Origin of the sequence: Loigolactobacillus bifermentans DSM 20003, from assembly GCF_001434575.1 — a bacterium.
Classification (GTDB): domain Bacteria; phylum Bacillota; class Bacilli; order Lactobacillales; family Lactobacillaceae; genus Loigolactobacillus; species Loigolactobacillus bifermentans.
Map to the genome: position 1 here is coordinate 69,165 of NZ_AZDA01000003.1, position 24,981 is coordinate 94,145.

The 24,981-nt window shown below is 43.2% G+C and carries 41 protein-coding genes; 10 read left to right on the forward strand and 31 right to left on the reverse strand.

Going from position 1 to position 24,981, the window contains the following annotated elements; all coding sequences use genetic code 11:
- Nucleotides 1-254: 254 nt before the first annotated feature.
- The 14 genes from FC07_RS01005 to FC07_RS01065 all read right to left on the reverse strand — a co-directional run bounded on the left by FC07_RS01005 (nt 255) and on the right by FC07_RS01065 (nt 6,949).
- A complete protein-coding gene (locus FC07_RS01005; RefSeq protein WP_057903270.1) occupies nt 255-929 on the reverse strand; it encodes a hypothetical protein in 675 nt (224 codons plus the stop codon).
- Nucleotides 922-1,341, reverse strand: a complete 420-nt coding sequence (locus tag FC07_RS01010) for a RusA family crossover junction endodeoxyribonuclease (RefSeq protein WP_057903271.1) — start codon at nt 1,339-1,341, stop codon at nt 922-924. The genes FC07_RS01005 and FC07_RS01010 overlap by 8 nt, the downstream gene beginning before the upstream one ends.
- Nucleotides 1,331-2,224, reverse strand: coding sequence for a helix-turn-helix domain-containing protein (locus FC07_RS16115; RefSeq protein WP_057903272.1), 894 nt, complete (start codon nt 2,222-2,224; stop codon nt 1,331-1,333). The genes FC07_RS01010 and FC07_RS16115 overlap by 11 nt, the downstream gene beginning before the upstream one ends.
- Before the next feature lie 49 nt (nt 2,225-2,273).
- Nucleotides 2,274-2,759: a single-stranded DNA-binding protein gene (ssb, locus tag FC07_RS01020; protein WP_057903273.1), complete on the reverse strand. Its 486-nt coding sequence runs from the start codon at nt 2,757-2,759 to the stop codon at nt 2,274-2,276.
- Nucleotides 2,713-3,420 (reverse strand): putative HNHc nuclease, encoded by a 708-nt coding sequence (locus FC07_RS01025; RefSeq protein WP_191981076.1) that lies wholly within the window; start codon nt 3,418-3,420, stop codon nt 2,713-2,715. The genes ssb and FC07_RS01025 overlap by 47 nt, the downstream gene beginning before the upstream one ends.
- The gene (locus FC07_RS01030) at nt 3,420-4,121 is read right to left on the reverse strand and encodes a Sak single strand annealing protein (RefSeq protein ID WP_057903274.1); all 702 of its coding nucleotides are present in this window, start codon (nt 4,119-4,121) and stop codon (nt 3,420-3,422) included. Before FC07_RS01030 ends, FC07_RS01025 begins: the two co-directional genes overlap by 1 nt.
- Complete coding sequence (locus tag FC07_RS01035; protein ID WP_057903275.1) at nt 4,114-4,494, reverse strand: hypothetical protein; 381 nt, start codon at nt 4,492-4,494, stop codon at nt 4,114-4,116. Before FC07_RS01035 ends, FC07_RS01030 begins: the two co-directional genes overlap by 8 nt.
- Entirely contained in the window at nt 4,481-4,702 is a 222-nt protein-coding gene (locus tag FC07_RS01040; RefSeq protein ID WP_057903276.1) for a hypothetical protein, read from the reverse strand. Before FC07_RS01040 ends, FC07_RS01035 begins: the two co-directional genes overlap by 14 nt.
- A 92-nt stretch (nt 4,703-4,794) precedes the next feature.
- Nucleotides 4,795-4,989, reverse strand: a complete 195-nt coding sequence (locus FC07_RS01045; RefSeq protein WP_057903277.1) for a hypothetical protein — start codon at nt 4,987-4,989, stop codon at nt 4,795-4,797.
- 51 nt (nt 4,990-5,040) lie between these two features.
- Nucleotides 5,041-5,394, reverse strand: coding sequence for a hypothetical protein (locus tag FC07_RS01050; protein ID WP_057903278.1), 354 nt, complete (start codon nt 5,392-5,394; stop codon nt 5,041-5,043).
- A gap of 12 nt (nt 5,395-5,406) precedes the next feature.
- Complete coding sequence (locus FC07_RS01055; protein WP_057903279.1) at nt 5,407-5,916, reverse strand: hypothetical protein; 510 nt, start codon at nt 5,914-5,916, stop codon at nt 5,407-5,409.
- Between the two features lie 377 nt (nt 5,917-6,293).
- A complete protein-coding gene (locus FC07_RS01060; protein ID WP_057903280.1) occupies nt 6,294-6,500 on the reverse strand; it encodes a helix-turn-helix domain-containing protein in 207 nt (68 codons plus the stop codon).
- A 63-nt stretch (nt 6,501-6,563) separates the two neighbouring features.
- Nucleotides 6,564-6,728, reverse strand: coding sequence for a hypothetical protein (locus FC07_RS15760; RefSeq protein ID WP_155797736.1), 165 nt, complete (start codon nt 6,726-6,728; stop codon nt 6,564-6,566).
- Entirely contained in the window at nt 6,725-6,949 is a 225-nt protein-coding gene (locus FC07_RS01065; protein ID WP_057903281.1) for a hypothetical protein, read from the reverse strand. The genes FC07_RS15760 and FC07_RS01065 overlap by 4 nt, the downstream gene beginning before the upstream one ends.
- A 65-nt stretch (nt 6,950-7,014) precedes the next feature.
- Between FC07_RS01065 and FC07_RS01070 the strand changes: the two genes are divergently transcribed.
- A complete protein-coding gene (locus FC07_RS01070) occupies nt 7,015-7,194 on the forward strand; it encodes a hypothetical protein (protein WP_057903282.1) in 180 nt (59 codons plus the stop codon).
- 135 nt (nt 7,195-7,329) lie between these two features.
- Here FC07_RS01070 and FC07_RS01075 read toward each other — a convergent pair whose 3' ends face one another.
- Both FC07_RS01075 and FC07_RS01080 read right to left on the reverse strand, forming a co-directional pair.
- Nucleotides 7,330-7,533 carry a hypothetical protein gene (locus FC07_RS01075; protein ID WP_057903283.1) on the reverse strand — a complete coding sequence of 68 codons (204 nt, stop codon included), beginning with the start codon at nt 7,531-7,533 and terminating at the stop codon, nt 7,330-7,332.
- A complete protein-coding gene (locus FC07_RS01080) occupies nt 7,534-7,770 on the reverse strand; it encodes a helix-turn-helix transcriptional regulator (RefSeq protein ID WP_057903284.1) in 237 nt (78 codons plus the stop codon).
- Between the two features lie 161 nt (nt 7,771-7,931).
- On the opposite strand from FC07_RS01080, the gene FC07_RS01085 reads away from it, so the two are divergent.
- The 9 genes from FC07_RS01085 (at nt 7,932) to FC07_RS01120 (ending at nt 15,265) form a co-directional block, all read left to right on the forward strand.
- On the forward strand, nt 7,932-8,321 hold the full coding sequence (locus tag FC07_RS01085; protein WP_057903285.1) for a helix-turn-helix domain-containing protein: 390 nt from the start codon (nt 7,932-7,934) through the stop codon (nt 8,319-8,321).
- A 5-nt stretch (nt 8,322-8,326) separates the two neighbouring features.
- Nucleotides 8,327-8,761, forward strand: a complete 435-nt coding sequence (locus FC07_RS01090; RefSeq protein WP_057903286.1) for an ImmA/IrrE family metallo-endopeptidase — start codon at nt 8,327-8,329, stop codon at nt 8,759-8,761.
- 100 nt (nt 8,762-8,861) lie between these two features.
- The gene (locus FC07_RS01095) at nt 8,862-9,680 is read left to right on the forward strand and encodes a hypothetical protein (protein ID WP_057903287.1); all 819 of its coding nucleotides are present in this window, start codon (nt 8,862-8,864) and stop codon (nt 9,678-9,680) included.
- A gap of 23 nt (nt 9,681-9,703) precedes the next feature.
- Nucleotides 9,704-10,093 (forward strand): zinc-ribbon domain-containing protein, encoded by a 390-nt coding sequence (locus FC07_RS15505; protein ID WP_083483150.1) that lies wholly within the window; start codon nt 9,704-9,706, stop codon nt 10,091-10,093.
- Nucleotides 10,094-10,201: 108 nt separating this feature from the next.
- On the forward strand, nt 10,202-10,471 hold the full coding sequence (locus FC07_RS01105; RefSeq protein WP_057903288.1) for a hypothetical protein: 270 nt from the start codon (nt 10,202-10,204) through the stop codon (nt 10,469-10,471).
- Nucleotides 10,472-10,523: 52 nt separating this feature from the next.
- Complete coding sequence (locus FC07_RS01110) at nt 10,524-10,835, forward strand: hypothetical protein (RefSeq protein ID WP_057903289.1); 312 nt, start codon at nt 10,524-10,526, stop codon at nt 10,833-10,835.
- Between the two features lie 167 nt (nt 10,836-11,002).
- A complete protein-coding gene (locus FC07_RS01115) occupies nt 11,003-12,073 on the forward strand; it encodes a tyrosine-type recombinase/integrase (RefSeq protein ID WP_162255856.1) in 1,071 nt (356 codons plus the stop codon).
- A gap of 451 nt (nt 12,074-12,524) precedes the next feature.
- The gene (locus FC07_RS15765; protein WP_155797737.1) at nt 12,525-12,683 is read left to right on the forward strand and encodes a hypothetical protein; all 159 of its coding nucleotides are present in this window, start codon (nt 12,525-12,527) and stop codon (nt 12,681-12,683) included.
- 200 nt (nt 12,684-12,883) lie between these two features.
- On the forward strand, nt 12,884-15,265 hold the full coding sequence (locus FC07_RS01120) for a Xaa-Pro dipeptidyl-peptidase (RefSeq protein ID WP_057903291.1): 2,382 nt from the start codon (nt 12,884-12,886) through the stop codon (nt 15,263-15,265).
- A 58-nt stretch (nt 15,266-15,323) separates the two neighbouring features.
- Here FC07_RS01120 and FC07_RS01125 read toward each other — a convergent pair whose 3' ends face one another.
- The 15 genes from FC07_RS01125 to FC07_RS01190 form a co-directional block, all read right to left on the reverse strand.
- Nucleotides 15,324-15,533: a helix-turn-helix domain-containing protein gene (locus FC07_RS01125; protein ID WP_057903292.1), complete on the reverse strand. Its 210-nt coding sequence runs from the start codon at nt 15,531-15,533 to the stop codon at nt 15,324-15,326.
- A gap of 22 nt (nt 15,534-15,555) precedes the next feature.
- Nucleotides 15,556-15,885, reverse strand: coding sequence for a DUF2975 domain-containing protein (locus tag FC07_RS01130; RefSeq protein ID WP_057903293.1), 330 nt, complete (start codon nt 15,883-15,885; stop codon nt 15,556-15,558).
- 1 nt (nt 15,886) lies between these two features.
- The gene (locus tag FC07_RS01135; protein ID WP_057903294.1) at nt 15,887-16,099 is read right to left on the reverse strand and encodes a hypothetical protein; all 213 of its coding nucleotides are present in this window, start codon (nt 16,097-16,099) and stop codon (nt 15,887-15,889) included.
- A gap of 136 nt (nt 16,100-16,235) precedes the next feature.
- Complete coding sequence (gene glnA, locus FC07_RS01140; RefSeq protein ID WP_057903295.1) at nt 16,236-17,576, reverse strand: type I glutamate--ammonia ligase; 1,341 nt, start codon at nt 17,574-17,576, stop codon at nt 16,236-16,238.
- Nucleotides 17,577-17,654: 78 nt separating this feature from the next.
- Nucleotides 17,655-18,050 carry a MerR family transcriptional regulator gene (locus tag FC07_RS01145; RefSeq protein WP_057903296.1) on the reverse strand — a complete coding sequence of 132 codons (396 nt, stop codon included), beginning with the start codon at nt 18,048-18,050 and terminating at the stop codon, nt 17,655-17,657.
- A gap of 108 nt (nt 18,051-18,158) precedes the next feature.
- Nucleotides 18,159-19,415, reverse strand: coding sequence for a methionine gamma-lyase family protein (locus FC07_RS01150; RefSeq protein WP_057903297.1), 1,257 nt, complete (start codon nt 19,413-19,415; stop codon nt 18,159-18,161).
- A complete protein-coding gene (gene miaA / locus FC07_RS01155) occupies nt 19,399-20,346 on the reverse strand; it encodes a tRNA (adenosine(37)-N6)-dimethylallyltransferase MiaA (protein ID WP_057903298.1) in 948 nt (315 codons plus the stop codon). Before miaA ends, FC07_RS01150 begins: the two co-directional genes overlap by 17 nt.
- 4 nt (nt 20,347-20,350) lie before the next feature.
- Nucleotides 20,351-21,094, reverse strand: a complete 744-nt coding sequence (locus tag FC07_RS01160) for a glycerophosphodiester phosphodiesterase (RefSeq protein WP_057903347.1) — start codon at nt 21,092-21,094, stop codon at nt 20,351-20,353.
- Nucleotides 21,095-21,172: 78 nt separating this feature from the next.
- A complete protein-coding gene (locus tag FC07_RS01165) occupies nt 21,173-21,592 on the reverse strand; it encodes a rhodanese-like domain-containing protein (RefSeq protein WP_057903299.1) in 420 nt (139 codons plus the stop codon).
- A gap of 84 nt (nt 21,593-21,676) precedes the next feature.
- Entirely contained in the window at nt 21,677-22,639 is a 963-nt protein-coding gene (locus FC07_RS01170) for an ROK family glucokinase (protein WP_057903300.1), read from the reverse strand.
- 19 nt (nt 22,640-22,658) lie between these two features.
- Nucleotides 22,659-22,880, reverse strand: a complete 222-nt coding sequence (locus FC07_RS01175; protein ID WP_057903301.1) for a YqgQ family protein — start codon at nt 22,878-22,880, stop codon at nt 22,659-22,661.
- Nucleotides 22,881-22,892: 12 nt separating this feature from the next.
- Complete coding sequence (locus FC07_RS01180) at nt 22,893-23,564, reverse strand: rhomboid family intramembrane serine protease (RefSeq protein ID WP_057903302.1); 672 nt, start codon at nt 23,562-23,564, stop codon at nt 22,893-22,895.
- Nucleotides 23,565-23,568: 4 nt separating this feature from the next.
- Complete coding sequence (locus FC07_RS01185; RefSeq protein WP_057903303.1) at nt 23,569-24,123, reverse strand: 5-formyltetrahydrofolate cyclo-ligase; 555 nt, start codon at nt 24,121-24,123, stop codon at nt 23,569-23,571.
- 58 nt (nt 24,124-24,181) lie between these two features.
- Nucleotides 24,182-24,331, reverse strand: coding sequence for a 50S ribosomal protein L33 (gene rpmG / locus FC07_RS15510; RefSeq protein WP_083483151.1), 150 nt, complete (start codon nt 24,329-24,331; stop codon nt 24,182-24,184).
- 118 nt (nt 24,332-24,449) lie between these two features.
- Nucleotides 24,450-24,950: a L,D-transpeptidase gene (locus FC07_RS01190; RefSeq protein WP_170206661.1), complete on the reverse strand. Its 501-nt coding sequence runs from the start codon at nt 24,948-24,950 to the stop codon at nt 24,450-24,452.
- Nucleotides 24,951-24,981 lie beyond the last annotated feature (31 nt).

Consider the following 24,981-nt stretch of genomic DNA (forward strand, 5'->3'; position numbering starts at 1 on the left):
ATATTACACATGCGATTAGCGATATAGCCGCACCGAAATGATTTGTCAGCACCATATTGCATAGTGCCAAGGCAAACGCAAAGCTAGCGCCGCCCATATACACGTAATGTGACATCATTTGTCACCTCTGATTCTGTCAGCCTCACGATTCGTGTGGATCACTGCTGCTAGTAACAAATTCACTTGCTGATCAGCTTTCCACTGCTCGGTATTGGCCTTTATCTGCTTATAACTCAACTTCTGTTGCACGTTTTTCATCGACTAGCTCGCATAAAATCAGCCCTACGCACCATTCTTGCGGCTTCTTGCTTTTGCCGGATTTCTTTGGTTTCATTTAGTATTTCTTGTAGGTCTGGGTGGGATTGGGCATATCCAGAAAGCGCGCTTGAGCTAAGGCCAATTGCTCGGCTAACTTGTCTAGCCGAATTGCCGTTTAGTAGCAACTGGCGAATTCTGTCCATGTTGGGCAAAATGTTGGTATCATAAGCCGAACTCGTTCGATTTACTTTGATTTTCTGTGTGTTGAGCACGTTATAGACATACCCAAGACGTTCACCAACGTCATAAGCAATCTGCCGAGGTGTTGCGTTTGGATTGTCGCGGCAGTAATTGACGATTTCCTTTTTCCGCGGTGATAGTTTGCCAAGTTTCTTTTTCCGAACCGTTCGTGGCTTTGGATCTGATTTGGTTGCCAATTTCATTTTTTTGAAGCTGACAATAATATTGCCGTTGCCGCCAAACAGCTGGAACTTGGTCAATTTTTCGACTAGTAAAATTCCAATTGGGTCAACCATGGCGCTATGGTCATACATCTTTTCAACGACGGCCTTAAAATTTTTAAAAGTGTCATCCCCAAAGCGGTATTCGCTGACAATTACTGTGTCGCCAGCGGCAAACTTTGGATGCTCTACGTATCTTGGATCACTCATTTATCTCACTCACTTCGATTTCGATTCGAGGCCTAGCCCCGTAGTATTTTTTAGCGTGTATTTCGCAAATTTGGTTGTCATCAACCCAGTAAACGCCGTGTAATGCGTCCAAAAACGATTTGATGTAATTGTCTAAGTCCGGTTTGACCGCTGGCAGTATCTGGCCTGCTTCACGTAGCCTTTTTTGCCTGTTTGAGAGGCTGTTTTGGATTGGTCGGTAAAATACCAGGTCAATCCGTAATGGCCCCTCTAGCGGCTTATCCCGGTATGTCAGCTTAGCCTCCATGGCAACCGCCTTTTTAAACTGGCTGACATTTTTAGGGTCATGCAAGCTGACACCAAGGCGAGTACGTGCCGCTCTCGGTCTGATTTGAGGTACAGGTGCCAGATTAAAAGTGTGACTAAACTCCATGTTCTTGCCTCAGCTTTCTCAGCCCCGCCAATGAGTCTTCTAATCCGCTGGCAGCTTCGTTTGTAGGCTCTTGCTCTGGTGTATAGCCAGGCTGTGCCCAATCTGGCAGCGTCTCTTTTTGAGCCGGTTGATCTTTAGTGTCAGGCCGTTTTTGCGGTGCTGCCAGATCGTATTCGTCCATCCAGCCATGGCCCTCAAACCAGCTTCTAGCACCTTTGACAAAGCCCGATTGGATTTGATTTAGCGCGATAAACTGCTTGTATTCGTCAATCTTGGCTAATACTTTTTCCGTAGTGGTCTCACCGGAGGTGACAGCCTCAACAAATGCGGTTTGCGCAAACTGGAAGCCGCCTTTTTTCGGATAAGCTGGCCAGACCTTGGTCACAAAATCACCAGTTGGGTCAGTCTTGGGCACACTCACGCTTTCAACGTTAGTGTTTAGAGTATTAGTCAAGTTAAGGTCACTAGTACTAGTAAGTACTTTGGAGCTACCAGTTGAGCTACGGGTTGGGTTACCAGTTGAGCTACTAGTTACCGTACTAGTTGAGCTACTTTTATCATCCCTAGTAGCCCAACTGGTATCCCAACTTTTGTTGTAAATTTGAATTATCTGATACCTTGGCTTCTGTTTGTTTCGTTTACCGGGAATGTATTTTATTAATTCAAGTTGGACTAATTCGTTTCTGGCCTTTTTCAAGCCAGCTTCTGATAATCCAGTCAGGTCGGCCAATGCAGAATTCTTTAAGGTAAATAGTTCGTCTAGCTTGCCTTCATCGTTCGCGTAGTCTAGTAACTCGCGATACAGATTGTTTTGGCCAGTTGAGACATCTATTTGATCCCGTTTCAGCTTTCTCCAAGCGCGACGCTGTTTGAAATAGTCCATGAATACACCTCCTTGTTGCTTAATGCCTCCCACCCGCCACAATCAGCGATCAGAAAGGTAAATCATTGTCGTTGATATCAATGTTCATGCCATCAGCTTGATATGGGTCTTTGTTTTGTGGGTTAGCTGGCGGCTTTTGCTTTGAGTAACCAGTAGCATTGCTATTTTGCTGTGTGGCATTACCATGGCCACCCTGATTATTGCTTTGGTCTTGATTACGTGATTCGAGTAATGAGAAGTTATCAACGACCACCTCGGTCACATAAACCCGTTGACCGTCCTTGTTGTCGTAGTTTCGTGTTTGAATCCGTCCATCAATGCCGATCAGCGAACCCTTATGTGTGAAATTAGCTAAGTTTTCAGCTGATTTACGCCAGATTACGCAATTGATAAAGTCCGCTTCTCGTTCGCCTTGCTTATTCGTAAATTGGCGATTAACGGCCAATATGAACTGTCCAACAGCTGTACCGTTACCTGTGTAGCGGATTTCAACATCTCTCGTTAACCGTCCGATCAGGACTGTTTTGTTGATCATCTATATTCCAGCTTTCTAGATGGAGTTTGACGCGCTCCTCTTTGTCTAATTTGATTGGTCGGATATGATACTTTCCTAAAAACGTATCAATCCCGATTCTGTGCTGTTCTTGATGATGTTCCCGGCACAAAGCCATGAGGTACATACCATCATGGCTAATCTTGCGTCTGTTGCGTCCCATACCGACCGTGTACTGATGCGCTATATCGGCGTGCTTGCCACAAATGGCACACTTGCGATACCGTAAGCACCACCAGTTTCGTGGGAAATCATCCGGTAATGAATCCCAAGTCTTAGTTCGAAATGGAACTTCGTACTTAAAACAAAATTCTAAAATCGTATAGATCATGTTATTAGCTTGCTCAACTGAACAATTGCTCAGTGAGTACGGCTCATAGCTGAATATCTCGCGTGTATAGCCCTTATAACGGTCTTCCCAGTATTCCTCGGTGTCTCCGGTGTACTCAGCTGTATCGCGAATTAAAGCCCAAATTTTGCCACGCTGTTCAGGCGATATTGTTCGACCATCTTCAACGTCCAATTGAACTGACAACTGCTTGCCGCTGACAAATTTCATAAGCTTGTAAAACAACGAAGCGTCGTCTAATTCAATTGTCACTTGATTGCCTGAAATCCTAATCAATTTGCCAATCAGTTTCATTATTTAGCCGCGGCTTTCTCAAGTTTTCGTTCTTTCTTTTTACTCTCAGCTTTAGCCTTTAACTCGCTAGCACATTTTAGAAGCGTTCCATACTCAGAACCGTAAAGGTCTTCAAGTGGTACTTCTTTAATACTGCTGTGTTCAAAAGACCAGGAAATCATTTCTTGCTTGGATTTCCCAGACAATTCAGCGATTACTTCGAAAACGCCATCCAGTACTTTTGCTTGTGTAGCACTTACTTTTTTAGGTGTTGGGTCTTCTGCTGGCGTTGGTACGTCCTCACCAGCGTAAATGTACAGGCCCAATCCTTGTAAAGCACAGGCCTTAACGAAGCACCGTTGCTTAGTAGTGTTGATTTGCCCCATATCAGGATTGCCAACTGATTTATTGCGGTGATCCATGACATACAGCGTGTCAGTTTCAGAATGGCCTTCAATCGTCACCGTGCACTCGATCATGCAACCGTTGCTAGGCGTTAGCAGGTATGGCACTTTACGACCAGTAGATTGACCATCTTGGCCGATTTCATCCCATTCACGAAATTCACGCTTGGCGTCGGGGTCAATTGATTTAATTGTTTGCCAAGCCCAAACCCACGACAGATATGATAATTTGAATCCTTTGTTGTCGATTGTGTCGATATGATTTGAGCAGTCAATGGAGCTCAATCGACGGAACAAGCTATCCTTTTTCTCACTCATCTTCGCTCACCTCATGTGCTCCAATCTCTTGGAGGAATTCAACAACTTCGTCGCTTTGAAATGCCAGGGAATCATGACGGTCTTGCTTGAGGACGTAAGTGTCATCATCAACGCTTAACTGGTCGCTTTTGTAATCAGTCACCCGCAACCCGTCTGCGATTTCCGGTAAGTGATCTGCACCAAGATGAATGACAAAGTCTAATGCGTCTTCAATGTCGAAATACTCAGTACCGAATTTCCAAATCTTGTTAAAACCAGGAACTAGCTCCTGGCCTTGAAAACTCTCAATGTACTGCTTATCAGCAAAAGTAGCGTCAGCTGCTAAATTTGCTTGCGTCACGTCAACGTTGGTAAAAATATTATTTTGTAGCATTTTCATTTACCTCCTCATAAGGTAGATTGGAAAGCCCATGTCGTTCTGCTTCTTCGGCAGTAAATTCAAGCCGATAACGTTTCATGGTGTTGGGACTTGCTTGAATACCAATCATGCAAAGTTCATCTTTTTTGGTTAATGCGTAATACATTTCCCCAAAACGTTCATCTTGTGCGAGATCACCAGGAACTGGAATTCTTCTACGCATGTTCATAACCTCCTTGATGTGGTAAAATCAGGATATAAGTTAATTTGAACTGTGTCTGAGCCTCTGGTGTTGCCGCACCGGTGGCTCTTTTTTTATGCCGCGTGATCACGACGTTCCAAACTTCGTGCAATTTCATCACCTCGTTTAAAGACTTCGTCGCGTTTGCGATAGTCAATTTCAGGCTGTTCAACGGCCCGTTTGGGTTCTTTCGGTTCGTCTTCGTCTAGCCAAAAATGATTCCAGCAGGCGAACATCAAAAGCACAAGTGAAATTTCTAGTAATGTCATACTAATTCCTCCTAAAAAAATCTAAACAACTAATCACCTAGCCCGGCTAATTTAATGTTGTTCTTGAATCCATTTTGTGACTGCTTTCAGCGAAAACATTGGATTTTTATATTTGCCAACTTGGCACTTTGGAAAACCCGGTGTTTTAACCATTCGCGCAATTTTTTCATGGCCTATGTGTAAGCCGCGCTTTTTCAATTCCTCTTCTAATCGAGTTCTGTTCATAATGTCGCCTTTCTCAGCTTCATCACTTTCAGAGGATGTTTTTAGTTTCTTATAAAGAGCTTCATTTTCTTCACGAACAACATTTCGCCATTCCGCCAAGAAGTTACGCTCATGTGTAGTTAATTCCATTTGGTTTTCAGACTCACGTTCTGAGCCACCGTTAAGCACTGTCAATCCCATATTTCTCACCTCCTAGCCGCCTAGAGCGTCGTTAAAAGCGTCAATCAACGGTTGCGGGTCGCGGCCTTCATATTTGGCCAGACGTATCAGCTTCGTGATTTCAGCCGCAACTTCCTCAATGGCGTTTTTCCAGTACGAATCCATAAACTCTTGATCAGCCCGTGTAATATACCCAGGCCTCTCAATGACCAGTTCCTGATAGTGTTGCTCTTGTTCCAAACGCTCACGTTCTTCTTTTTTGGCTGATACGATTGCCGCAAAAACGTCCGCTCTGAGCTTCGGGTCGTCCATGAAACTGATAATATGGAAATCCGCTCTACCCGATGACCAGCGAAGCGCCAAGCCCCCTAGCATACTTGCTAAGGCCTTTTTACTATCGTGGCTGACGGCATACTCACCGTTGATATAGTCGCTCATGGTTGATGCCGCTACGTGAATTTGCTGAGCAGCCTTGCTTTTGCGAATGTGCGTTTCTTCAAATCTCAATTGCAATTGTTTAGCAAACTTGTAATCTTTGCCCAAATCCTTCACCTCCCTTCAATGTTTCTTTTTTAAGGAAATATAGATATAATTAATCTGTTCAAAATTCCTTGCAAAGAGGAGTGGTTCTTTTGACACAGTTTTTGAACAACACTGTGTTCATGTAGCTATTGCTGATCATGTTTCACTTGGCATTCGACTGTTGATGCCCATAGTTGGCCGCAACGTTAAAAGGGGAAGGTTTCGCTTGCAATTTACTGGGTTTGCGCAAATCATCTTGTAAATTGCTTAAATACTTCGTGTATGCTGACCCAGACTGGCGATCAGAATAGCTCTTCCACATGCAGTGCTGGACGACGATACCAGCGATACTGTGGTAACAAGCCGGTAATTGTTTGAACTTTTAAAAATTTCGCAGCCTATTCCAATGCCGGTTGGAGTAGGCTTTTTTTGAAAAATCCGTTCATATCACAATTTGTTTCGTTATAAACCTTTAGCAAAAAATCATAGCTAGGTTTTACGAAACCACCTTCAACTTTGCTGTAATGCGATTTTGAATAGCCAAGTCGCTTTGCAAATTCCTTCTGTGTCAAGTTCAGATCGGTTCTAACTTTTTTCAAGTACATCTCGTATCCTCACTTTTTAATTCCGAAATAAGATACTAACTTTTCGGGTATCAAATTGATAATCTAGAGTTGTGCAATAAAAGCTTCTTCGGCGAGTTCTTCCTCGTCTCGGTGAGTTTCAACGATCAAGATGTTTTCTAACGCTTTAATCGAGAAATTCTTGATGTACTCAAGTGGCATGTCAGGGCGACGTTTCGCGACCGCTTTGATCAATTGCTCTTTAGTCATGCCATCACCTCCGCCCTTTGACAATTGAATAACTCGTCAGGTACGAACCTGACAGCGTCGCCAATGATTACTGGGTCAGTTGTTGGTGCCGCATGATACATATAGATGTAATTGCAAAGATTGGTTAAACTAGCCACGTCGATTGGCGCTAATGCGTCGCCAAACTGGTTTAGCGGCTGTCCAACGAGCGTTCTAGCATGCTGCAATGTCATTGTGATCATTCGATTACCTCCTAATGTTTTTTCACCTCTTAGATGCGATAATGATTCCGAGGAGGTGAATGAATTTGGACAATCAACCCGGAATCAAAGAAGTAAAGAAAGCTTTAAAGGATTGGCAACAAGACAAAGTTGATGCTGCAAGTGATGATTTAAAAGCGTTAACCGGTGCAGCAACTACCTTGGCCGCCGAAGCCGCTCTTACAGCTTTGGAAACTGCTTTTCCAGATTGTTTCCCAAAAGATTAAGCTGATTCTTAACTTCACGCTTAACCTCTCGGCTAATATCTTCACTTCGATTTCGCTCAAGACTACGTGCAATAGTTTTGAGCGATTCGTTTATCTCGGTGATTTGCTTCACCAAGTGAAGTTCATCTGTAATGCTCATTCGATTACCTCCTCAAACGGCAGCCCTTGAAGCCCATGCCGTTTAATTTCCGAGTTGGTCAATTCCAACCGGTATTGCTTCAAAATGCGATTAGTCACGTTGCTATTGACTACTGTCAACTTGCCGCGATTGTTAAACGCGTAGTACATTTGCCCTGTGTAGCCGTCTAGCTTGCCAGGGACTGGAATTCGCTTAGCCATTTAGCTCACCTCTTGTTTCGATTTTCGAAACGATTTGACAAAAATTTTTTCAAGATCTACCCCAAACAATTCAGCTAATACAGGCAATTCGGCAGGTTTAAAATTGGTATCCCCTGTTTCACGTTTAAAGTAGTCTGACTTGCTTTTAACACCTAATTTATCAGCCATCTGTTGTAAGGTTAATTCCCTTTTCAGCCGTTCTTCTTTGATAAATTTCAAGTTGACTTGGTATTGCATAAAATCACCTCGTTTCTATTATCGCAACTTTCATAATTCATTATACGTTGTGATTTTAGAAACGTCAATGCTTTTTGTTTCTTTTTTAACAACAAATAGTATCTTTTTTAGAAACCCTGCTACAATTAAGTTGTGAATAAAGCAACGAACGGAGGTTCGGTATGGCCGATAAAGAATTAGGCGCAAAAATTGTCGATTTACGGGAAAGCGTAGACATGTCACAGGTCGAATTAGGTCGGCGAATCGGCCTAGAGAAATCTGCCATGAGTAAAATCGAAAGTGGTAGCAGAAAGGTTTCTAGTGACGAATTAAAGAAGATAAGCGACGTTTTCGACGTTTCAACGGATTATCTTTTAGGAAAAAATCAAGCTCCTGCTTGGGCCACTAAGAAAGATATTATTGATTTGGAGCAAATGATTGAGGACAATGTCGGAATGGCTTATAAAGGCGAAGAATTGAGTGAAAAGGATAAACAACGCCTTGATGGTATTTTGACTAGCATCTATTGGGAAAAGCTACAAAACAAGAGGAAACGGGAACATCAGGAGTGATTTAGATGAATAGAGCTGTTGCAGAAAACTTAGCAAAGCTTAAACTCACCTATCGGACTTCTGACCCGTTTAGGTTGTGTGATTTTTTGAATGTTGATGTGCGCTGGGTTGATATGGAAAGACACCCACTTGGGAAAACGGCGTGGGTATTAGGCGAATCGCTTGTTCTATTGGATCAATCAATTCGTGATGATTCGCGGCGCTACTTTGTTTGCGCACACGAATTGGGACATTTGCTGTCAGATAAAGGTTTTGCTGGTTACTACATTGCTAATCAACGAGCGAAAAGTTCGTCAGAAAGAAATGCTGACGCATTTGCGGCCAGTCTCATCTACTCTCTTTATGTAGAAGAACACGACGGCGAGCAGCCGGATCTAATACAGGAATTGTCGGCAGATTACGGTTTACCCATTGAGGGACAGGATTATTTGCTTTCGTAAAACAAAAAAATCCACATACCATTGGAGTGATATGTGGACTAAATCCAATATGAAGCTATATTATACAAATATATTTTAACATCATTGGAGGAGTTTTTAAATGAGAAAAAAATTAGGTGTGGTAGGTCTTGTATTCGGTGGTTTCGTTATCGGGGGATTAGGAATCACCAGCGACGTTTCAGCAAAAATTAGCATTCCACAGAACAATTTAACAATCAACAGTGCAGATTCAACCAACAAAGTAACTTCTAAGCGTGACCGGTACAAAGGCGACGATTGGTACACTATCAAAGGAACCGCTAAAAAGAGTTCTAAAATTTATGTGCTAGCCGATCAGACTGGTAATGACCCAACTCATTACAGCAAGCTAGGCACAGTCAAGGTCAACAAAAAAGGTCATTGGAAAACCAGCGTACAGGCAGTTGATAAAGACAGTGCAGTTTACTACTTCACACCTGATAAGAGCGCAAATAAAAAATCAAGCAAGATTCAAAACGTGAACAACGTTAAAAACAAGCTAAAACTCGTTGTGCCAGCTAATAAAGGTACTGAGGTTAAGCCTTTTAACGCCGCTGATTATCAAAGCAACGTATCGTTTGACCAAATCGCGCGCAATCCTAATCAGTACAAAGGGCAAAAGCTTGCTTTAACTGGTCAAATCATGCAAGTTGATGAATCTTCTGATTTACTAATGGTTTATATCAACGGTGACAGCGACGACATTGCAATGGTTAAATATGATCCTTCAATTTTGAAAGGCAGCCGCGTTTTAGAAGACGATTTAATCACCTTCTACGCCAACTTTAAAGGCACAACAACATACGAAACCACAAACGGTGATTCTAACACCGTGCCTTCATTTAACAAAACTGCAAAAATCGAAGATAAGGGTACCGCACCAGATGATTACGGTTATTAATTCGAATAAAAGGGAGATTCATCATGGATAAAGAAACTAAATTTTGTACTAAATGTGGCGAAAAAATTAATATAGATGCTGAGTTTTGTCCAAAATGTGGAGCTAGTCAACTAAAAACTGACGCAAAGGCACACGGTGCATCTACATACGAAGAACCAGCAAATACTCAACCAGTTAGCGCGTCTTCAGCGCCTGCCAAACCACAAAAAACTGGAACATTTTTGCTGTGGGGCTGGATAACTGCTGTCATCTCACTATTTATTCCAATCCTTGCAATCATTTCAGTAGTATTAGGTGCTATGACTATCAAAAATAAGAAAATAGTTGCAGGTGTTGTCTTAATTGTATTCGCGGTTATTTTCTTCTATCTTGGTATGACCGGATTTTCAAAAGGATTTTTCAGTTCAATTTAGCACAATAATGGCCCCTAACCGGGCTATTATTTAACACACGAAAAGAACGTATATTCGTAAAATTAGAGTAGCAGACGAACTAAAGTTTTAAATATAGGAGTGATTTACATGGTAATTCTTGACATAACAGCTAGCTCACACTTCGGATTAATGAAATCCATGAATCCTAATCTCGTTAAAGAAAAAATATATCGCATTCCAGATTTAGCTGACATCATCCTGACAACCGAGCGATACAAGGGCAAGCTCTACTGGCACGCATCTCTAACTGATCATACCGGTGAAGGACCGGTACCGGAAAATTTCGGCATAAAGTTGATGGAAACGCGTATTTTCGAAGACTGGATGAAAGAAAATGTTTATACATCATGCTTCTGATGGTCGTTTACACCTATCGTCATATAAAATTCATTAGCTTGGAGGTAATATCATGCACTATCAAGAATTTGTAGATTACTTAGAGGACCATATCCATAATAAGGACGCCTTTTACGATCGCGCCCTCGACTATCAAAATGATAAAAACAAGGCTCGCCAGAAATCTAAACGCTGGGACCAGATAAAACTCGACCGCGAAGTTGATCGTATGTGGAAGGACGTCACACAGAACCTCTATAACACGCTGCAAGCCCAAGTACCTAAAAACAGAATGGACCCGCGGCAAGAGTGGCTCACCTTCTTTGATAAAAACGACTTATTTGAAAGCGTGGACGAATCGCTGATCAGCATCGAATTTGAATAGCCCCTATTACCTTGAAAGGAGGTGTTGCCCACTTTCTCCTAAAAAATCCTAGCCCGGTTAAAAGAGAAAGGATCATACCAAAAATGAAATACATCAACGATACAAAACTAAAGTCGGATTCTCGCATACATTCATACGAGACCGCAACTAAAAAGCGAGTTTACCGAGTGGCATTTAAACGCACTATTATGGGCGTGGTAAACCGTTTCGAACGACAAGGATTTGAGACCAAAGAAGATGCTGCCATCTGGGCAGATGAGGCTTTTCGCGAGGCTACACTATTGAACGGCAAAGCTAAGAATGTGACGGTACAAGAATACTACGAAGCGTGGTTCAACAAGCGTGTCAAAATCGGTCAGTGGGCAAAAGATTCAGAAGCTAGCTACAAAGCTATCTTTAATAACTATATTCTGCCGAGATATGCGAATGTTTTTTTGACAGACATCAATCATCAAGAGTTTCAGCAGTACCTAAACGAACTTGCCACAGTCGAACGTTCAAACGGCAAAATCGGGTATTCGACATCTACGCTACGCCTGGTTCACAATATGTTTTCGGCAATGATCAATGATGCAATTCAAAACGAAGTTGTGGTTGTAAACAAAATCAAACGCATGCAAATCCCGACAGGCCAACACATGCGCAACATTGCAATATCAAAGGACACTTATGATAGAGCAATCGAAATCGCCGAAATAATGCTTTCTCCGTTGGAATTGGGAGCTTTTTATTTGAGTCTGTACGGACTACGTCACGCCGAAATATTGGGAATGCAGTTTAAAAGCGTTTATCAAGATCACGTTTTTGTCAAAACCACGCGAACAAAAGAAGTCCCAAAGGGACAGGAAAAGACAAAAACTGATTTATCACGACGAACTGTCCCGATATCGCTCAAATGTGCGAACATATTGGCCGCCGCAATGCGGGAATCTAAAGAAATTCGCTATAAGAACCGCCATGAATGTGGCCCCGATAGTTTTATCGTCGTTAATCGTGACGGAGTCCCTGCTGATTACCATTGGATGAATCGGTGCTTCAAAAAAATATCAAAAAAATTGGGATTTTACATTTACCCGCATTTAATGCGACACGCTTTCGCTACCTTCGCCATACCAATGGCGGAAGACAGAAAAGACGTGGCGAACATTCTAGGCCATAAGAATCTAGAAATGACCATGGCGTACGACACCGGCACTGAAGAAGGACAGCGGAACGTGATCAAGTTCATGGACATTTGACGGAAGTCCGCCATTTGCTGCCCTAGAATCCGGCAAAATATGACAAAATCCGCCATTTTTCCGCCATTAATTAAGAAGTAACAAGAATTTCTAAGAAACAATTGCCAGCAAGACGTCGTTAATTAGTCGAATTAACGGCGTTTTTATTCTTGATATTTCTTGTATATTCTCCAAAAATATACAAGGGTTTTAAATTTACCTTAAAAATCATTATTATCGGCTTTATCCATTGTAAAATCAGCCAGCTTAAAGTCTGATTATTTCACAATATCAAAAAAATGGCGTTCGATCATGCGTTAATTTTGACGTGTTTTCTATTTCATTCGTATAATTAAGGTAAGCAAAGCAGGTACGCCAAAAAGGCGGCGCTACTAGTGTGTTGGGTTACGGCTACCAAAATTAACGTCCGCTCAAATGGACTTAATATTCAAAACTTTAAGAGGTGATGATGATGCTACACTGGATTATTTTAGGGATTATTATTTTTATCATTTGGGGTCTGGCCAGCTTGTTGTATCACTTGATCGATGCCAGCTGGGCAAAATATATTATTTGGCTCATTGCAATTGTCTTACCCTTTGTCCTGTACTTTAGCGGTTTTCACCATTAGTTGTACTTTTTATTAAAATCATGAATAATGAAGGTATCGTTTGCTTCAGTAATCGCAAACAAAACGAGACAATCAGCGAACACCACCGCTTTGTGTCACAAAACTGGTTGTCTTCTGAAAATAACCAGCACTGTGTTTAGAGGAAATAAGCTTTTTGCGAAGCAAAATAGACACTAGCGTATTTAGGAGGATATGTTTAAATGCACATTCAACAATTTGCACAAGTGACGACATCCTTTGCCGCACAACAACAGGAACTACAAGCATTGCATTTGATTCCCAGTCATTATCAGTCACTTTCCTTAGCTGAGCTAAGCCAAGCTGTTTTTGCAAAACTTTTCCCAGAAACCAGCAGCACCGTTACGATGCAAGCCGCATTAGGGCGCTACTTGGTCACAAACACGCAAAACTTAGCAGCTTTCTTACCAACAGCCAACTGGGACTTAGCGCGCTTTAATACCGTTGCCTTACAGTTATTACAATTTGAAGTGGGCACTGATTTTCAGCTCGATCAGTCAGCTCAATTCATCACCCAAGTGGGGCTCAACTTATTAATGACCCCTTTGAAAACACCCCAGGACTTTTTACAACATTTTTATACCTTATTAACGGTGCACACAAAATTTGGGATCACTTATTTAGATGACCTGACCAATCGCGGCTATTTTAAAGCGACGCAAAACTTTGCCCACCCGCTATTTTTCAACGGCAAAGCAGTGGCCGTTTTTGATCCTCACCAGGCCATTCATGAAGTCGTTTACGTGGAATCTGACCTGGATACCGATCACGATGGCAAACGTGATTTATTAGCCGCCACGATTATACGGCCGCGAGAAACAGCAAACGGCTTAACGTTACCGGTGCTGTATACAGCCAGTCCCTATTACCGCGGCACCAATGATGTGGACGCAGACCTGCACAATGTAAACCGTCCTTTTGCCACCACGGTCCCGGCCGCTATTCCCGCTGAACCACTTGCGCCAACACCTGCACCACGCGCGATTCACGGCACCAGCCAAAAAACAGAAGTATCCTGTGATGAACCTAATTTTTACAGTTTAAATGAGTACCTACTACCACGCGGCTTTATTAATGTCTTTGCAGGTGGCATCGGCACGCGCGATTCAGAAGGCGTGCGCACTTGTGGTTCCCCTGCTGAAACAGCTTCTACCACAGCCATTATCGAATGGTTACACGGTGACCGCGTGGCCTTTACCAACAAAACGGATGGCATTGCCATTAAGGCTTGGTGGTGCAACGGCAAGATTGGGATGACTGGTAAATCTTATTTAGGAACATTGGCCTTAGCCGCTGCGACCACAGGTGTGCCGGGGTTAAAAACAGTGGTGGCGGAAGCCGCGATCTCCAGTTGGTATGATTATTATCGGGACCAAGGTGCTGTGATTGCCCCCGTCGATTGTCAAGGTGAAGACGCTGATGTGTTGGCGAAGCTGTGCTTTACCCGCCAAAAAGATGCTGCCGATTATCAGCAAGTCAAACCCACCTTTGACCAAGTCTTGCAACACCTATCAGCAGGTCAAGATCGCAACACAGGTGACTATAATGCTTTTTGGGATGCACGTAACTATCGTAAGCACCTCGATCAGGTCAAGGCCTCTGTGATTTTGGTGCATGGTCTGAATGATTGGAATGTTAAGTTACGCAATCCCGCTACTTTCTGGCAGGGACTGCATCACACCCATGTGACGCATAAATTAATGTTGCATCAAGGCAAACATATTTATATGAATAACATGCCTTCAATTGATTTCACCGATATGATGAACTTATGGCTCACACAAGAATTATTCGGCGTTACCAATCAAGCGACGAACACCCTCCCGCAAGTGCTCATTCAAGATAACGTCCAGCCGGAAACTTGGTTGACGCCTACCGATTGGAATCATCTGGATAACCCGCAACAGCATTACGGGTTATCCGCACATCAATTGATCCACCCCACCCAACGACCGAATGAGATCGCACAATTTCAAGATGATGGCGGCCAGCATTTCCTAGAGACACAGCAAAATGTAACGGATTGGGAACAGCAATTATTTGCTCAAACCGGCATTGTGGCCCAGCAAAGCTTGGCCTTTAAAACACCACCTATTGCAAAAGAGCTGATCATTGATGGCGCTGCTCACCTTCAATTAAACGTTGCAGTCGATCAGCCCCACGCTTTATTAAGTGCCATGTTAGTGGATTATGGTGTTGCCCGTCGTTTAACACCTGACCCAACCGTTATCGAACGACAAGGCTATCAGTTAGGTTATCATTGGTTACGGACCGATTTGGTTGAATTCACGCAAGCGGCACCAACACCGTTTAAAATGATCACCAAAGGCCATTTAGATTTAGAAAACACCATTGACAGTGCCACCATCACCCCTATTGTGCCAAATCAGGACTTTACCGTTCATTTGGACTTACAACCCATGCGTTACAGATTACCTGCCGGCCATCAATTAGGTTTGATCATTTACGCAACCGACCCTGGCATGACCCTACGAACCTGCCAACAAACACAATACCAAATTAATTTAGCAGCTAGTCAATTAAATATTCCTTTCCAAAAATAGCAGCACCTAAAAAAGCGGCGCCTCTCACAGAATTTACTGTGTGTTAGGCACCGCTTTTCTATTTTTCTGGAACATGTTCTAAAATATCACCTGGTTGGCAATCGAGGGCCTGGCAAAGTGCATCCAATGTTGAAAACCGAACAGCACTGACCTTGCCGGTTTTCAATTTAGAGAGATTCACATTCGTGATCCCCACTTTTTTAGAAAGTGCCAGTAAGCTGATGTCACGATCAGCCATTATCTTTGCTAAATTAACTTTGATTGCCATTTTATTTTCCTTTCACGATCGACTAAACCGTTTCGTCATAACTTTTTTGTAGGTCAGCCCCATATTGAAAAACACCTACCATCACCGTTAAGATCAAACCGATGACAAATAAAAAGCCTAAATTATAATACACAAATAACTGACCTGATAAGCTTGATACTAAAATGGCGTAAAGCAGTGGTTTGATCAGTGCCCCTAACAAAACAACCCATGCGATTACCTTTAATTTTCTAATTTGAGCTGGATCAAATGGACTAACATCCCTTGAAATCTGATTGAAAAAAGAGGCAGCCATTAAAAGGACACCGACCAAACAAATCGCCATTAAAATCGTCATGATGAGATTGGTCAAATTAACGCTTGCACGCGGTAACTGATTGGGTTGTATCTTGCCCAAATCCAATCAGTGCAATGGCACTCCTTTGTGAATAGCCTGCATTCACAACACCTTTTTGCAGCAACCCTGTACCAATCATTTTCCCAGTTGCTAGAATCAGTCCCAATGACAACAGTTTCAGTAAAATGCTTAACCCCCAAGCGCGATCCTGATAATTTTTTGTATTCATGATGTCCACTCCTTTTAGTTTTATTGTACCACATATTATCGTAAAACGATAATTAATAATCGTTTTACGATAATAAAAAATGATCAACACAAAAAAACAAGGCCCTTCCTCAAGAAAGACCTTGTTTCATGTTTAATTAGTATTGTTCTAAATATTGATCACGTTCCCATTGTGATACAACCTGACGGTACGATGCCCATTCAAGCCGCTTGCTTTCCATGAAGCTTGGGTATAAATGATTCCCTAAGGAAGTGCGCAAAACTTCATCTGCTTCCAACGCCTTCAATGCATTGTGTAACGTTGATGGCAAGTCTGTGATTTGGTTTGCTTCACGTTCATCATCATCCATCCGGTAAATATTACGATCAACGGCTGGGGCTGGCGTCGCTTGGTTACGAATGCCATCCAAGCCAGCCTCTAACATTGCCGCAACAATTAAGTAAGGATTAGCTGTTGGGTCAACGCTCCGTAATTCCAAACGGGTGGACAAACCACGAGAAGCCGGAACCCGGACTAATGGTGACCGATTTTTACCTGACCAAGCCACATAAACTGGGGCTTCAAAACCAGGAACTAACCGTTTGAAAGAGTTAACGGTTGGGTTCGCAATTGCCGTTAAGCCGCGCGCATGGTTCAATAAACCTGCCATGAAATGATAAGCCGTATCTGATAATTGCATCTCACCATTTTCATCGTAGAAAGCATTGCCATCTTCATGGAACAAGGACATGTTCATGTGCATCCCTGAGCCATTAATGCCATCTAATGGTTTTGGCATAAAGGTAGCGTGCAACCCATGCTTACGGGCAACTGTTTTGACTACCAGTTTAAAGGTCTGAATATTATCAGCCGCTTCCAACGCATCCGCATACTTAAAGTCAATTTCATGCTGGCCAGGTGCAACTTCGTGGTGGCTGGCTTCAACTTCAAAGCCCATATTTTCCAATTCAAGCACAATATCGCGACGGCAGTTTTCACCTAAGTCCACTGGGGCAAAGTCGAAGTAACTCCCTTTATCGTTTAAGTGTAAAGTTGGTTGGCCTTTTTCATCTAATTTGAATAAGAAGAATTCTGGTTCAGGGCCGATGTTAAATTGTGTAAACCCAGCGGCCTTCATTTCATCCATCACCCGGATCAAGTTGTTCCGAGGATCACCCATGAATGGCGTGCCATCTGTGTTGTAGATCCGGCAAATCAAACGGGCAACCTTGCCATGTTCAGAGCCCCATGGGAAAATCATCCAAGTGTCTAATTCAGGCTGCAAGTACATGTCACTTTCTTCAATGCGTACAAAGCCCTCAATCGAAGAACCATCGAACATCATTTTATTGCTGAGTACCTTTTCAAGCTGATCGATCGGCACTTCAACATTTTTAATAATCCCACCAATATCTGTAAACATGAGCCGTAAAAATTTAACGTTCTCTTCTTTAACAATCTGGCGAATCTCATCTTTCGTGTAGTTCTTCATTGACATAAGCTAATCGCTCTCCCTTTGTGTTTAACAATAGACCAATCAAAATTGTGTAACCATCAACATCCTCATCGACGATCATTACAGTGGTTTGTGAGTATGAAAAAGTGGTGTCGGTCCAGATTCATCTCGTAAACCACCTGCTTGTAATAACTCATCATGAAAAATCCGCCGGACATCATCGTCCGTTACCGGTTTTTTCAATTCCGCTGCCTTCTTTTCCTTTTCTTCACGCTTCATATCATAGATATGCTTGATGCCTGCCATATTGATGCCTTCTGAAAGGTAATCTTTAATTTCCAGCAACACATCAATATCATTCAAGGAATACATCCGGCGATTACCGTCATTACGTTTTGGGTGAATCAAACTCTGCTCTTCATAATATCGGATCTGGCGTGCTGTTAAATCCGTTAACTTCATCACCGTACCGATGGGAAAAACAGACAATGAGCGTCGTAACTCTTTCTCTTTCATAGCACCGCTCCTTTGTATGACATGCTTAGCATAGCAATCACCTTTTTGTTTGTCAAGGGTCTATGTTAGTTTTTGTAACATCAACAAAAAGTTAGGGAAAAGCCTTAATTAAGCTGTTGTTAACGCCGCATTGGCAGCTAAGGTAACTGCTAATTTAACGTGTTCAAAGGTCAACCCACCTTGTAAATAAAGCGTATAGGGTGGGCGCATTGGCCCGTCAGCGGATAGTTCAATACTAGCGCCTTGCACGAACGTTCCAGCTGCCATGATCACGGGATCTTCGTATCCTGCCATTGGCTCTGCAATAGGCGTCACAAAAGAATCGATTGGTGAAAACTGTTGGATCGCACCTGCAAATTTTTCCATGGCTTTGGCATTGCCAAAATCAATGGTTTGGATCAAATCTGTTCGTGGTGCTTGCCATTTAGGTGACACCGTTAAACCTAATTCTTCTAATAAAGCCGCGGCATAAATCGCCCCTTTAATGGCCTCACCCACCACATGCGGTGCTAAAAAGAAGCCTTGGATCATGGCCCGCATATTTTGTTGGGTGGCCGCTTCTTCTTGCCCGATTCCCGGTACAGTCAGTGCGTAACCAACCCGTTCAACGAGGTCAGCGTCACCGGCCACATAGCCCCCTGTTTGAACCAGTCCAGCCCCAGGGTTCTTAATTAAGGAACCGGCCATTAAGTTCGCCCCAACCATTAATGGCTCTTGGGTTTCAGAAAATTCACCATAGCAATTATCGACAAAGATTTTAGTGTCTGGGGCATACTTCCGAATAAACTGAATCATTTCAGCCAGTTCTGCCACTGTAAAACTTTCCCGACTGGCATAGCCACGTGAACGTTGTAACGCTACAACATTAGGGTGTTGTTGTAAGGCGTTTTTGGCAGCCGCCCAATCGACTTTACCCGCAGTGGTTAAATCAACTTTTTCAAATTGAATGCCAAATTCCTTTAAGGAACCGACCCCATTGCCAGCAATGCCAATCACTTCTTGTAAGGTATCGTAAGGCATCCCGGTTAAGTAAAGCAAGGTGTCTCCCGGCCGTAATAAGCCGAAAAAGGCGGTTCCAATGGCGTGGGTGCCTGAAACAAACTGTGGCCGTACCATGGCTGCCTCACCACCAAAAACTTGTGCGTAGATCGCATCTAATTGGTCACGGCCTTCATCATTGTACCCGTAACCGGTGGTCCCGCTTAAACTACTTTCAGCCACTTGGTGCTCCCGAAAAGCTTGCAAAACACGCGCCTGGTTCGTTAACACTTGATCGCCAATCGCCTGAAGTTTGGGTTGAATTTTGGTTTCTGCGGCCGTCATTGCGGCTTTTACCGTTGGATCTAAATTAGTTTGCCAACTCATCATTGTCATCTTCCTTTAAAAAAGCTGTGATTGTTGTTTCAATTGCTGTTAATTGTTCTGGATGTTGCACCAGGTCAAACCAGTGGGTCTCAAACTGATTGCGGAAAAAGGTTAACTGGCGCTTGGCATAATGGCGCGAATTTTGCTTGATTTTTGCCACAGCTGTGGCCAGATCCTGTTCGCCAGCAAAATATGGAAATAATTCCTTATAGCCAATGCCCCGACTGGCTTGTGGTGCTTGTGCTTGGCGCTGATACAGCCATTTTGCTTCTGCTAGTAAGCCCTGGTCCAACATTGTATCAACACGTTGGTTAATCCGTTGATACAATAATTGGCGCTCTGTGGTCAAACCAATGATCAGCGGCCGTAATTGCTGGTTTGTCTGATCGGCTTGCTGGGAAAACAACTGCCCGGTGGTTTGTAGGACTTCCAGCGCTCGAATCACCCGCCGACTGTCACCCACTGGAATTTGCTGGGCGGCCTGCGGGTCCTGTTGGGCTAATTGCTGCCACAAGGCTTCAGGTCCGTGAACCGTTAAATAGGCCTGCCATTGCGCCCGCAATTTAAAATCACCAGCTGCTGCCTGCCCACCTAACTGATAATCCCTTAATAGCGCTTGTAAATAAAAACCAGTGCCGCCTACGATAAATGGCAAATGCCGGTGTTGGGCAATCGTCTCAATGGCTTGCTGGGCTTGCTGTTTAAAATCAGCAACGGTGAAACGTTGCGTTACATTTTGATGATCAACCAAATAATGTGGAGTGCCTTGCATTTCAGCGGGTTGTACCTTAGCTGTCCCAATATCCAAGTGTTGATAGATCTGCATGGAGTCCCCTGAAATAATTTCACCATTAAAACGTTGCGCCAGCTGAATGCTTAAACTGGTTTTTCCAACCGCTGTAGGCCCAACAATTAAAATAATCGGTTGCATGTTGTCACCTTCCTTGAATTTTTCGACGCCAGGTCAAAGCCAATTGCGGATCATCCGTAAAAAGGCCTGCCACATGATGCTGCAAACAGTAACGCAATTGTTTTTCATTAGCAACTGTCCAAGGACGTAAAATCACCTTTTTCGGTAGTAAAAATTGATACCAAGGTAACCAACGAATGTCTGGGTGCCACCCTGCTGCCCAATGATGACGTAATAACTGAATGGTCGTCCACCAAGGTACCTCGAATAAGCTTGCCAATTTTAATTGTGGTGCCAACGCATGTACCTTTTTCAACGTTGCTTGGTTAAAACTTGATAACACAATGGTGTAAGCCCGCGGTGTGGCTGTTAACAGGGCCACCACTTGCGCCTCGATGCCTGGATAGTCGACCTTGTCGGTTTTAAGCTCTAAATTAAACAAACCCGTAAACTGTAAGTCGTCCAATAATGTCAGCACTTCTTGCAAGGTGGGAATTTGTTGCCCCTTAAAAGTTGGCGCAAACCAGCTGCCAGCATCTAACGCCCGTAATTGGGCCAAGGTCTGCTGTCCGACCAAGCCTGAACCATTTGTGGTGCGCGCCACTGTTTCGTCATGAATGATCACCATGGCACCGTCTAAAGTTAAATGCACATCGGTTTCAAGCCCATCTGCACCTGCCAAAATGGCTTGTCGAAATGCCAATAACGTATTTTCAGGATAATGGGCCTTATCCCCACGATGCGCAATGATCTGCGTGACTGTTTCCAAAAAAATCGCCAAACTTTCGTTTAAATTTAATCAAGGCCAAAATAAAAAGTGGGACCTGAATGGCTGTCCCACTTTAAGTTAAGCATACTTTTTACGTTTCGTTTTACCATTCCAGTTCGCATATCCGCGTTTGAGCCAGAATAATTGTTGGTAACCTTTGCGTGAAAGTTTAATGGCAGCCCGTGTGCTTAATCCACGGCCTTGATCATAAAGATAAACCGGTAGATCCTCGCGAATTTCACCATAACGTTGTTTTAATTGTGAATATGGTAAATTGCGTGCCCCTAAAATATGGCCTGCCGCAAAATCTTTCGGTTCCCGTAAATCGATGACTTGTGCCTTACGCATACCAGCGTTAAAAGCTGCTTCATCTAATTCTTTCCCAACTCGTTTACGCTCGATTCGTAAATAAATTTGATAGCCAAACCAGCCTAACAAGAAGAGAATGATAATAATATTGATCAAACCAGTAACAGTAATTGCAAAAACCCCCTTCATTGATTACCCCACGGATAATCCTTCAAGTCTATTTTAGCGAACGACACAGCCTTTGCCTAGTCTATTCTGCAAATGTTTTCACAATTAAGCAAATTGCTTGGCTAGGGATGCGGCACCGATCACACCAGCATCATTCCCTAAAACAGCCAACCGTAATTTGGTTGAGTTGCGTACTTGTGGGAAAGTATATTCGTTAAAGTATTTTTGAACCCGCGTCAATAAGAAATCACCAGCTGCCGAAACACCGCCACCGATCACGATATAGGCTGGATTTAAGGTATTGCCTAAGTTACCCAGTGCTAACCCTAAGAAATAGCTGACCCGCTCAACCACATTTAAAGCCAACGGATCGTTGGCTTTAGCCAAATCAAATACAATCTTTGAACTGATTTCTTCACCGTCATCTAATTGCCGCTTCAAAGCAGAATCGCCAGCGTATTCTTCCGCCATATCCCGCGCAACCCGAACAACCCCTGTAGCAGAGGCAATGGTTTCCAAACAGCCTTTTTTACCACAAGTACATTGGTAACCGTTCGGGTCAACTGTGACGTGGCCGATTTCACCAGCAGCGCCAGCGAGACCATGCAACAGCTGACCGTTGGCAATAATGCCACCACCAATGCCAGTGCCAAGTGGGACTAAAATGACATCGTCATCATTTTCACCTGCGCCTTGCCAGCGTTCGCCTAAAGCAGCCACATTGGCATCATTGTCAATGGCAAATTGAATGCCAGTACCTGCTTCAATTTGTGCTTTAACCGGTTGTAAGGTTTTCCAGTTTAAATTATAAGCGCCGATCACAGTTCCTTTTTGGATATCCACAGTACCCGGTGTCCCCATGCCAATGCCGATAAATTGATCAGGTGTCATTTCAAACAAATCCAAATGATGGTTAATTGACGTAATAATGTCAGGGACAATGTGTGACCCTTCATCTAAAATATTGGTATCAACGCTCCAACGTTGTTGAATTTCACCTGCTGGTGTCAAAATTGCAAACTTAATTGTAGTACCGCCTAAATCGACACCGATTAACTTTTTGTCCATCTGTTATGAACCTCCATCATCAATTTTCTTTCTTCTGCTTTGCTGCCTTTTCAACCTCAAGTCGATGTTCATGTTCTAAAACCATTTTTGCTTTGATATAAAGTTTTTGTTCAATAACCTTGGCCGCATAGAGATGGTCTAACTCAATTGCCATGAGTTCAATATCCCAGATTCGTTTGCCAACGTAAACATAAACATTAAACTTCTTCAGTAATTGCTGTACATCATACAATGTTGTCACTTTGCTCACGACCTATCTCGGGTTCAAACCTAACCATAAAAAAGCACCTGCCGCAATCATAAAAATCAGCGCTGCTGCAATACGTTTGACCACGGATAACCGCATATTGGGAATGCCCACAACCGTTGCGCCTAAAAAACCACCTAGTAAGCCGCCAACATGCCCCGCTAGATCTACCCCTGGCATCATGACATCAAACACCAAGTTCAACAAAATAAATAGCCCAAACTGTTGCCCAACTGCTCGTAACGCCGTGTTCTCACGAAACTCTGTCACAAGCATGAAAAAGGCGCCAAACAGGCCAAAAATTGCCGTACTGGAACCGGCCGATAAATTGGTATTAAACACAAAACTTGCGAGATTACCTGAAAAGCCACTTAACAAGTATAGCAAAATAAAACGCCAGTGACCAAACAGCATTTCAATTTGATTGCCAATAAAATAAATCGTCACTGAATTAATGACCAAATGGGTCAAGCCAATATGTAAAAACATCGGGGTCAATAGCCGCCACCATTGTCCCGCTGCAATCAAATCATTGACCTTTGCGCCAAAATCAACCAATACAATGCTATTTTCGCTACCACCGGCTAAAGTCATTAACAGATAGACTAATCCTTGGATCAATAAAAACAAATAAGTCGCCCAAGGTTGTGCTTGAAATTGACGCCATGTTCGCTGCATCAAATCACTTCCCAATTGTTAAAAATATCTGTACCTTTTGATCAAAAGGCTCGACTGGCCACGTTACCGTTTCAAATTGTTGCACTGGCAGGACCAGACTTAACGTGCGTTGCGGATACTTGGCCAAAAAACGATCATAGTAGCCGCCACCAAAGCCTAAGCGCAGATGGTGACTGGGCACGAAAGCTAGTCCTGGCACTAACATGAGATCAAATTCAGTTGCGGCGGTTGCTTCATTAAAGGCTGGCTCTTGCAAACCAAATTTACTTTTAACCAACCTAGTAGTGGCTTCGTATGGCATAAATGCCATTTGCCGCTGCGGCATCACACGCGGTAAATAGACCTGTTTTCCAGCTGCTAATGCCTGCTGGATCACTGGCCGTGTGTCAAGCTCAATGCCTTGGCTATACGTTAACGCCACCCGTTGTGCCTGCTGCCACAAGGGACTTGCAACCAACTGCTGATAAAGCTGTTCTGACTGTGCTTGTTTAAGCACTGGTATTTGCGCCAATGCCGTTAACTGCTGAATTTGTTGTTGTCGAACTTGTTTTTTATCCATTTCATCAACGCCTTTCAAGATCTTGACGTATAAAAAAACAGCAGGTACAAACCCGCTGTTACTTAGTTTCGCGATGTAACGTAACTTTCTTTTCGTTTGGGCAATATTTGTTTAATTCCAAACGATCAGGATTGTTACGGCGATTTTTGTTGGTTAAGTAGTTGCGATGGTGGCACTCTGTGCATTCCATAGTAATGTTAACACGCATAGGATAAACCCTCCCTGATCTATATTTTTCTGAACCTCTCGTTTCAAACGAGTTCTATCTTATCATTTTTTAGCGGACTTGGCTAGTCCTTTTACCGAGATTGTTAAGCTTTTTTACTTTACACCCTAATGACGACTTTCGTCCCCTTGGGCACTTGGTCATAAAGCCATTTCGCATCTGCCACTGATAAACGAATACAGCCGTGCGACGCCGCTTTATGGCCTAACTGTTGTGCTTGCTGCACGACATACCGGCCATGTTGATCTGTCGGAACTGTATGAAATAAATAAACGCCATGGTCCTTCCACGAAATCCAATAACGCGCGCCTTCACCAGACTTTTTATTGTAAAAAAACGGTCCCCGTTCAGCCTGAATGTGATAAGTTCCTAAAGGTGTGCTGTTATCGCTGCCAGTTGAAGCGGCCATTGTGTATAACACTTGGTTCTTATTTTTAACATAGACCCGTTGTCGTCCAATTGAGACATCCAACCACACTTGATGGTACTGTTTAAGCACCGGATAAGGCTTTGGCTCAGATGGCTGTCGCCAATTAACCGTCGTTTGTGCGGCAGCAGGTAGCTGCAAGCTAGAAATCCCGACACCTGCCAAACTCCCCATCACCAATAGACCACACAACCATCGCCAAAAT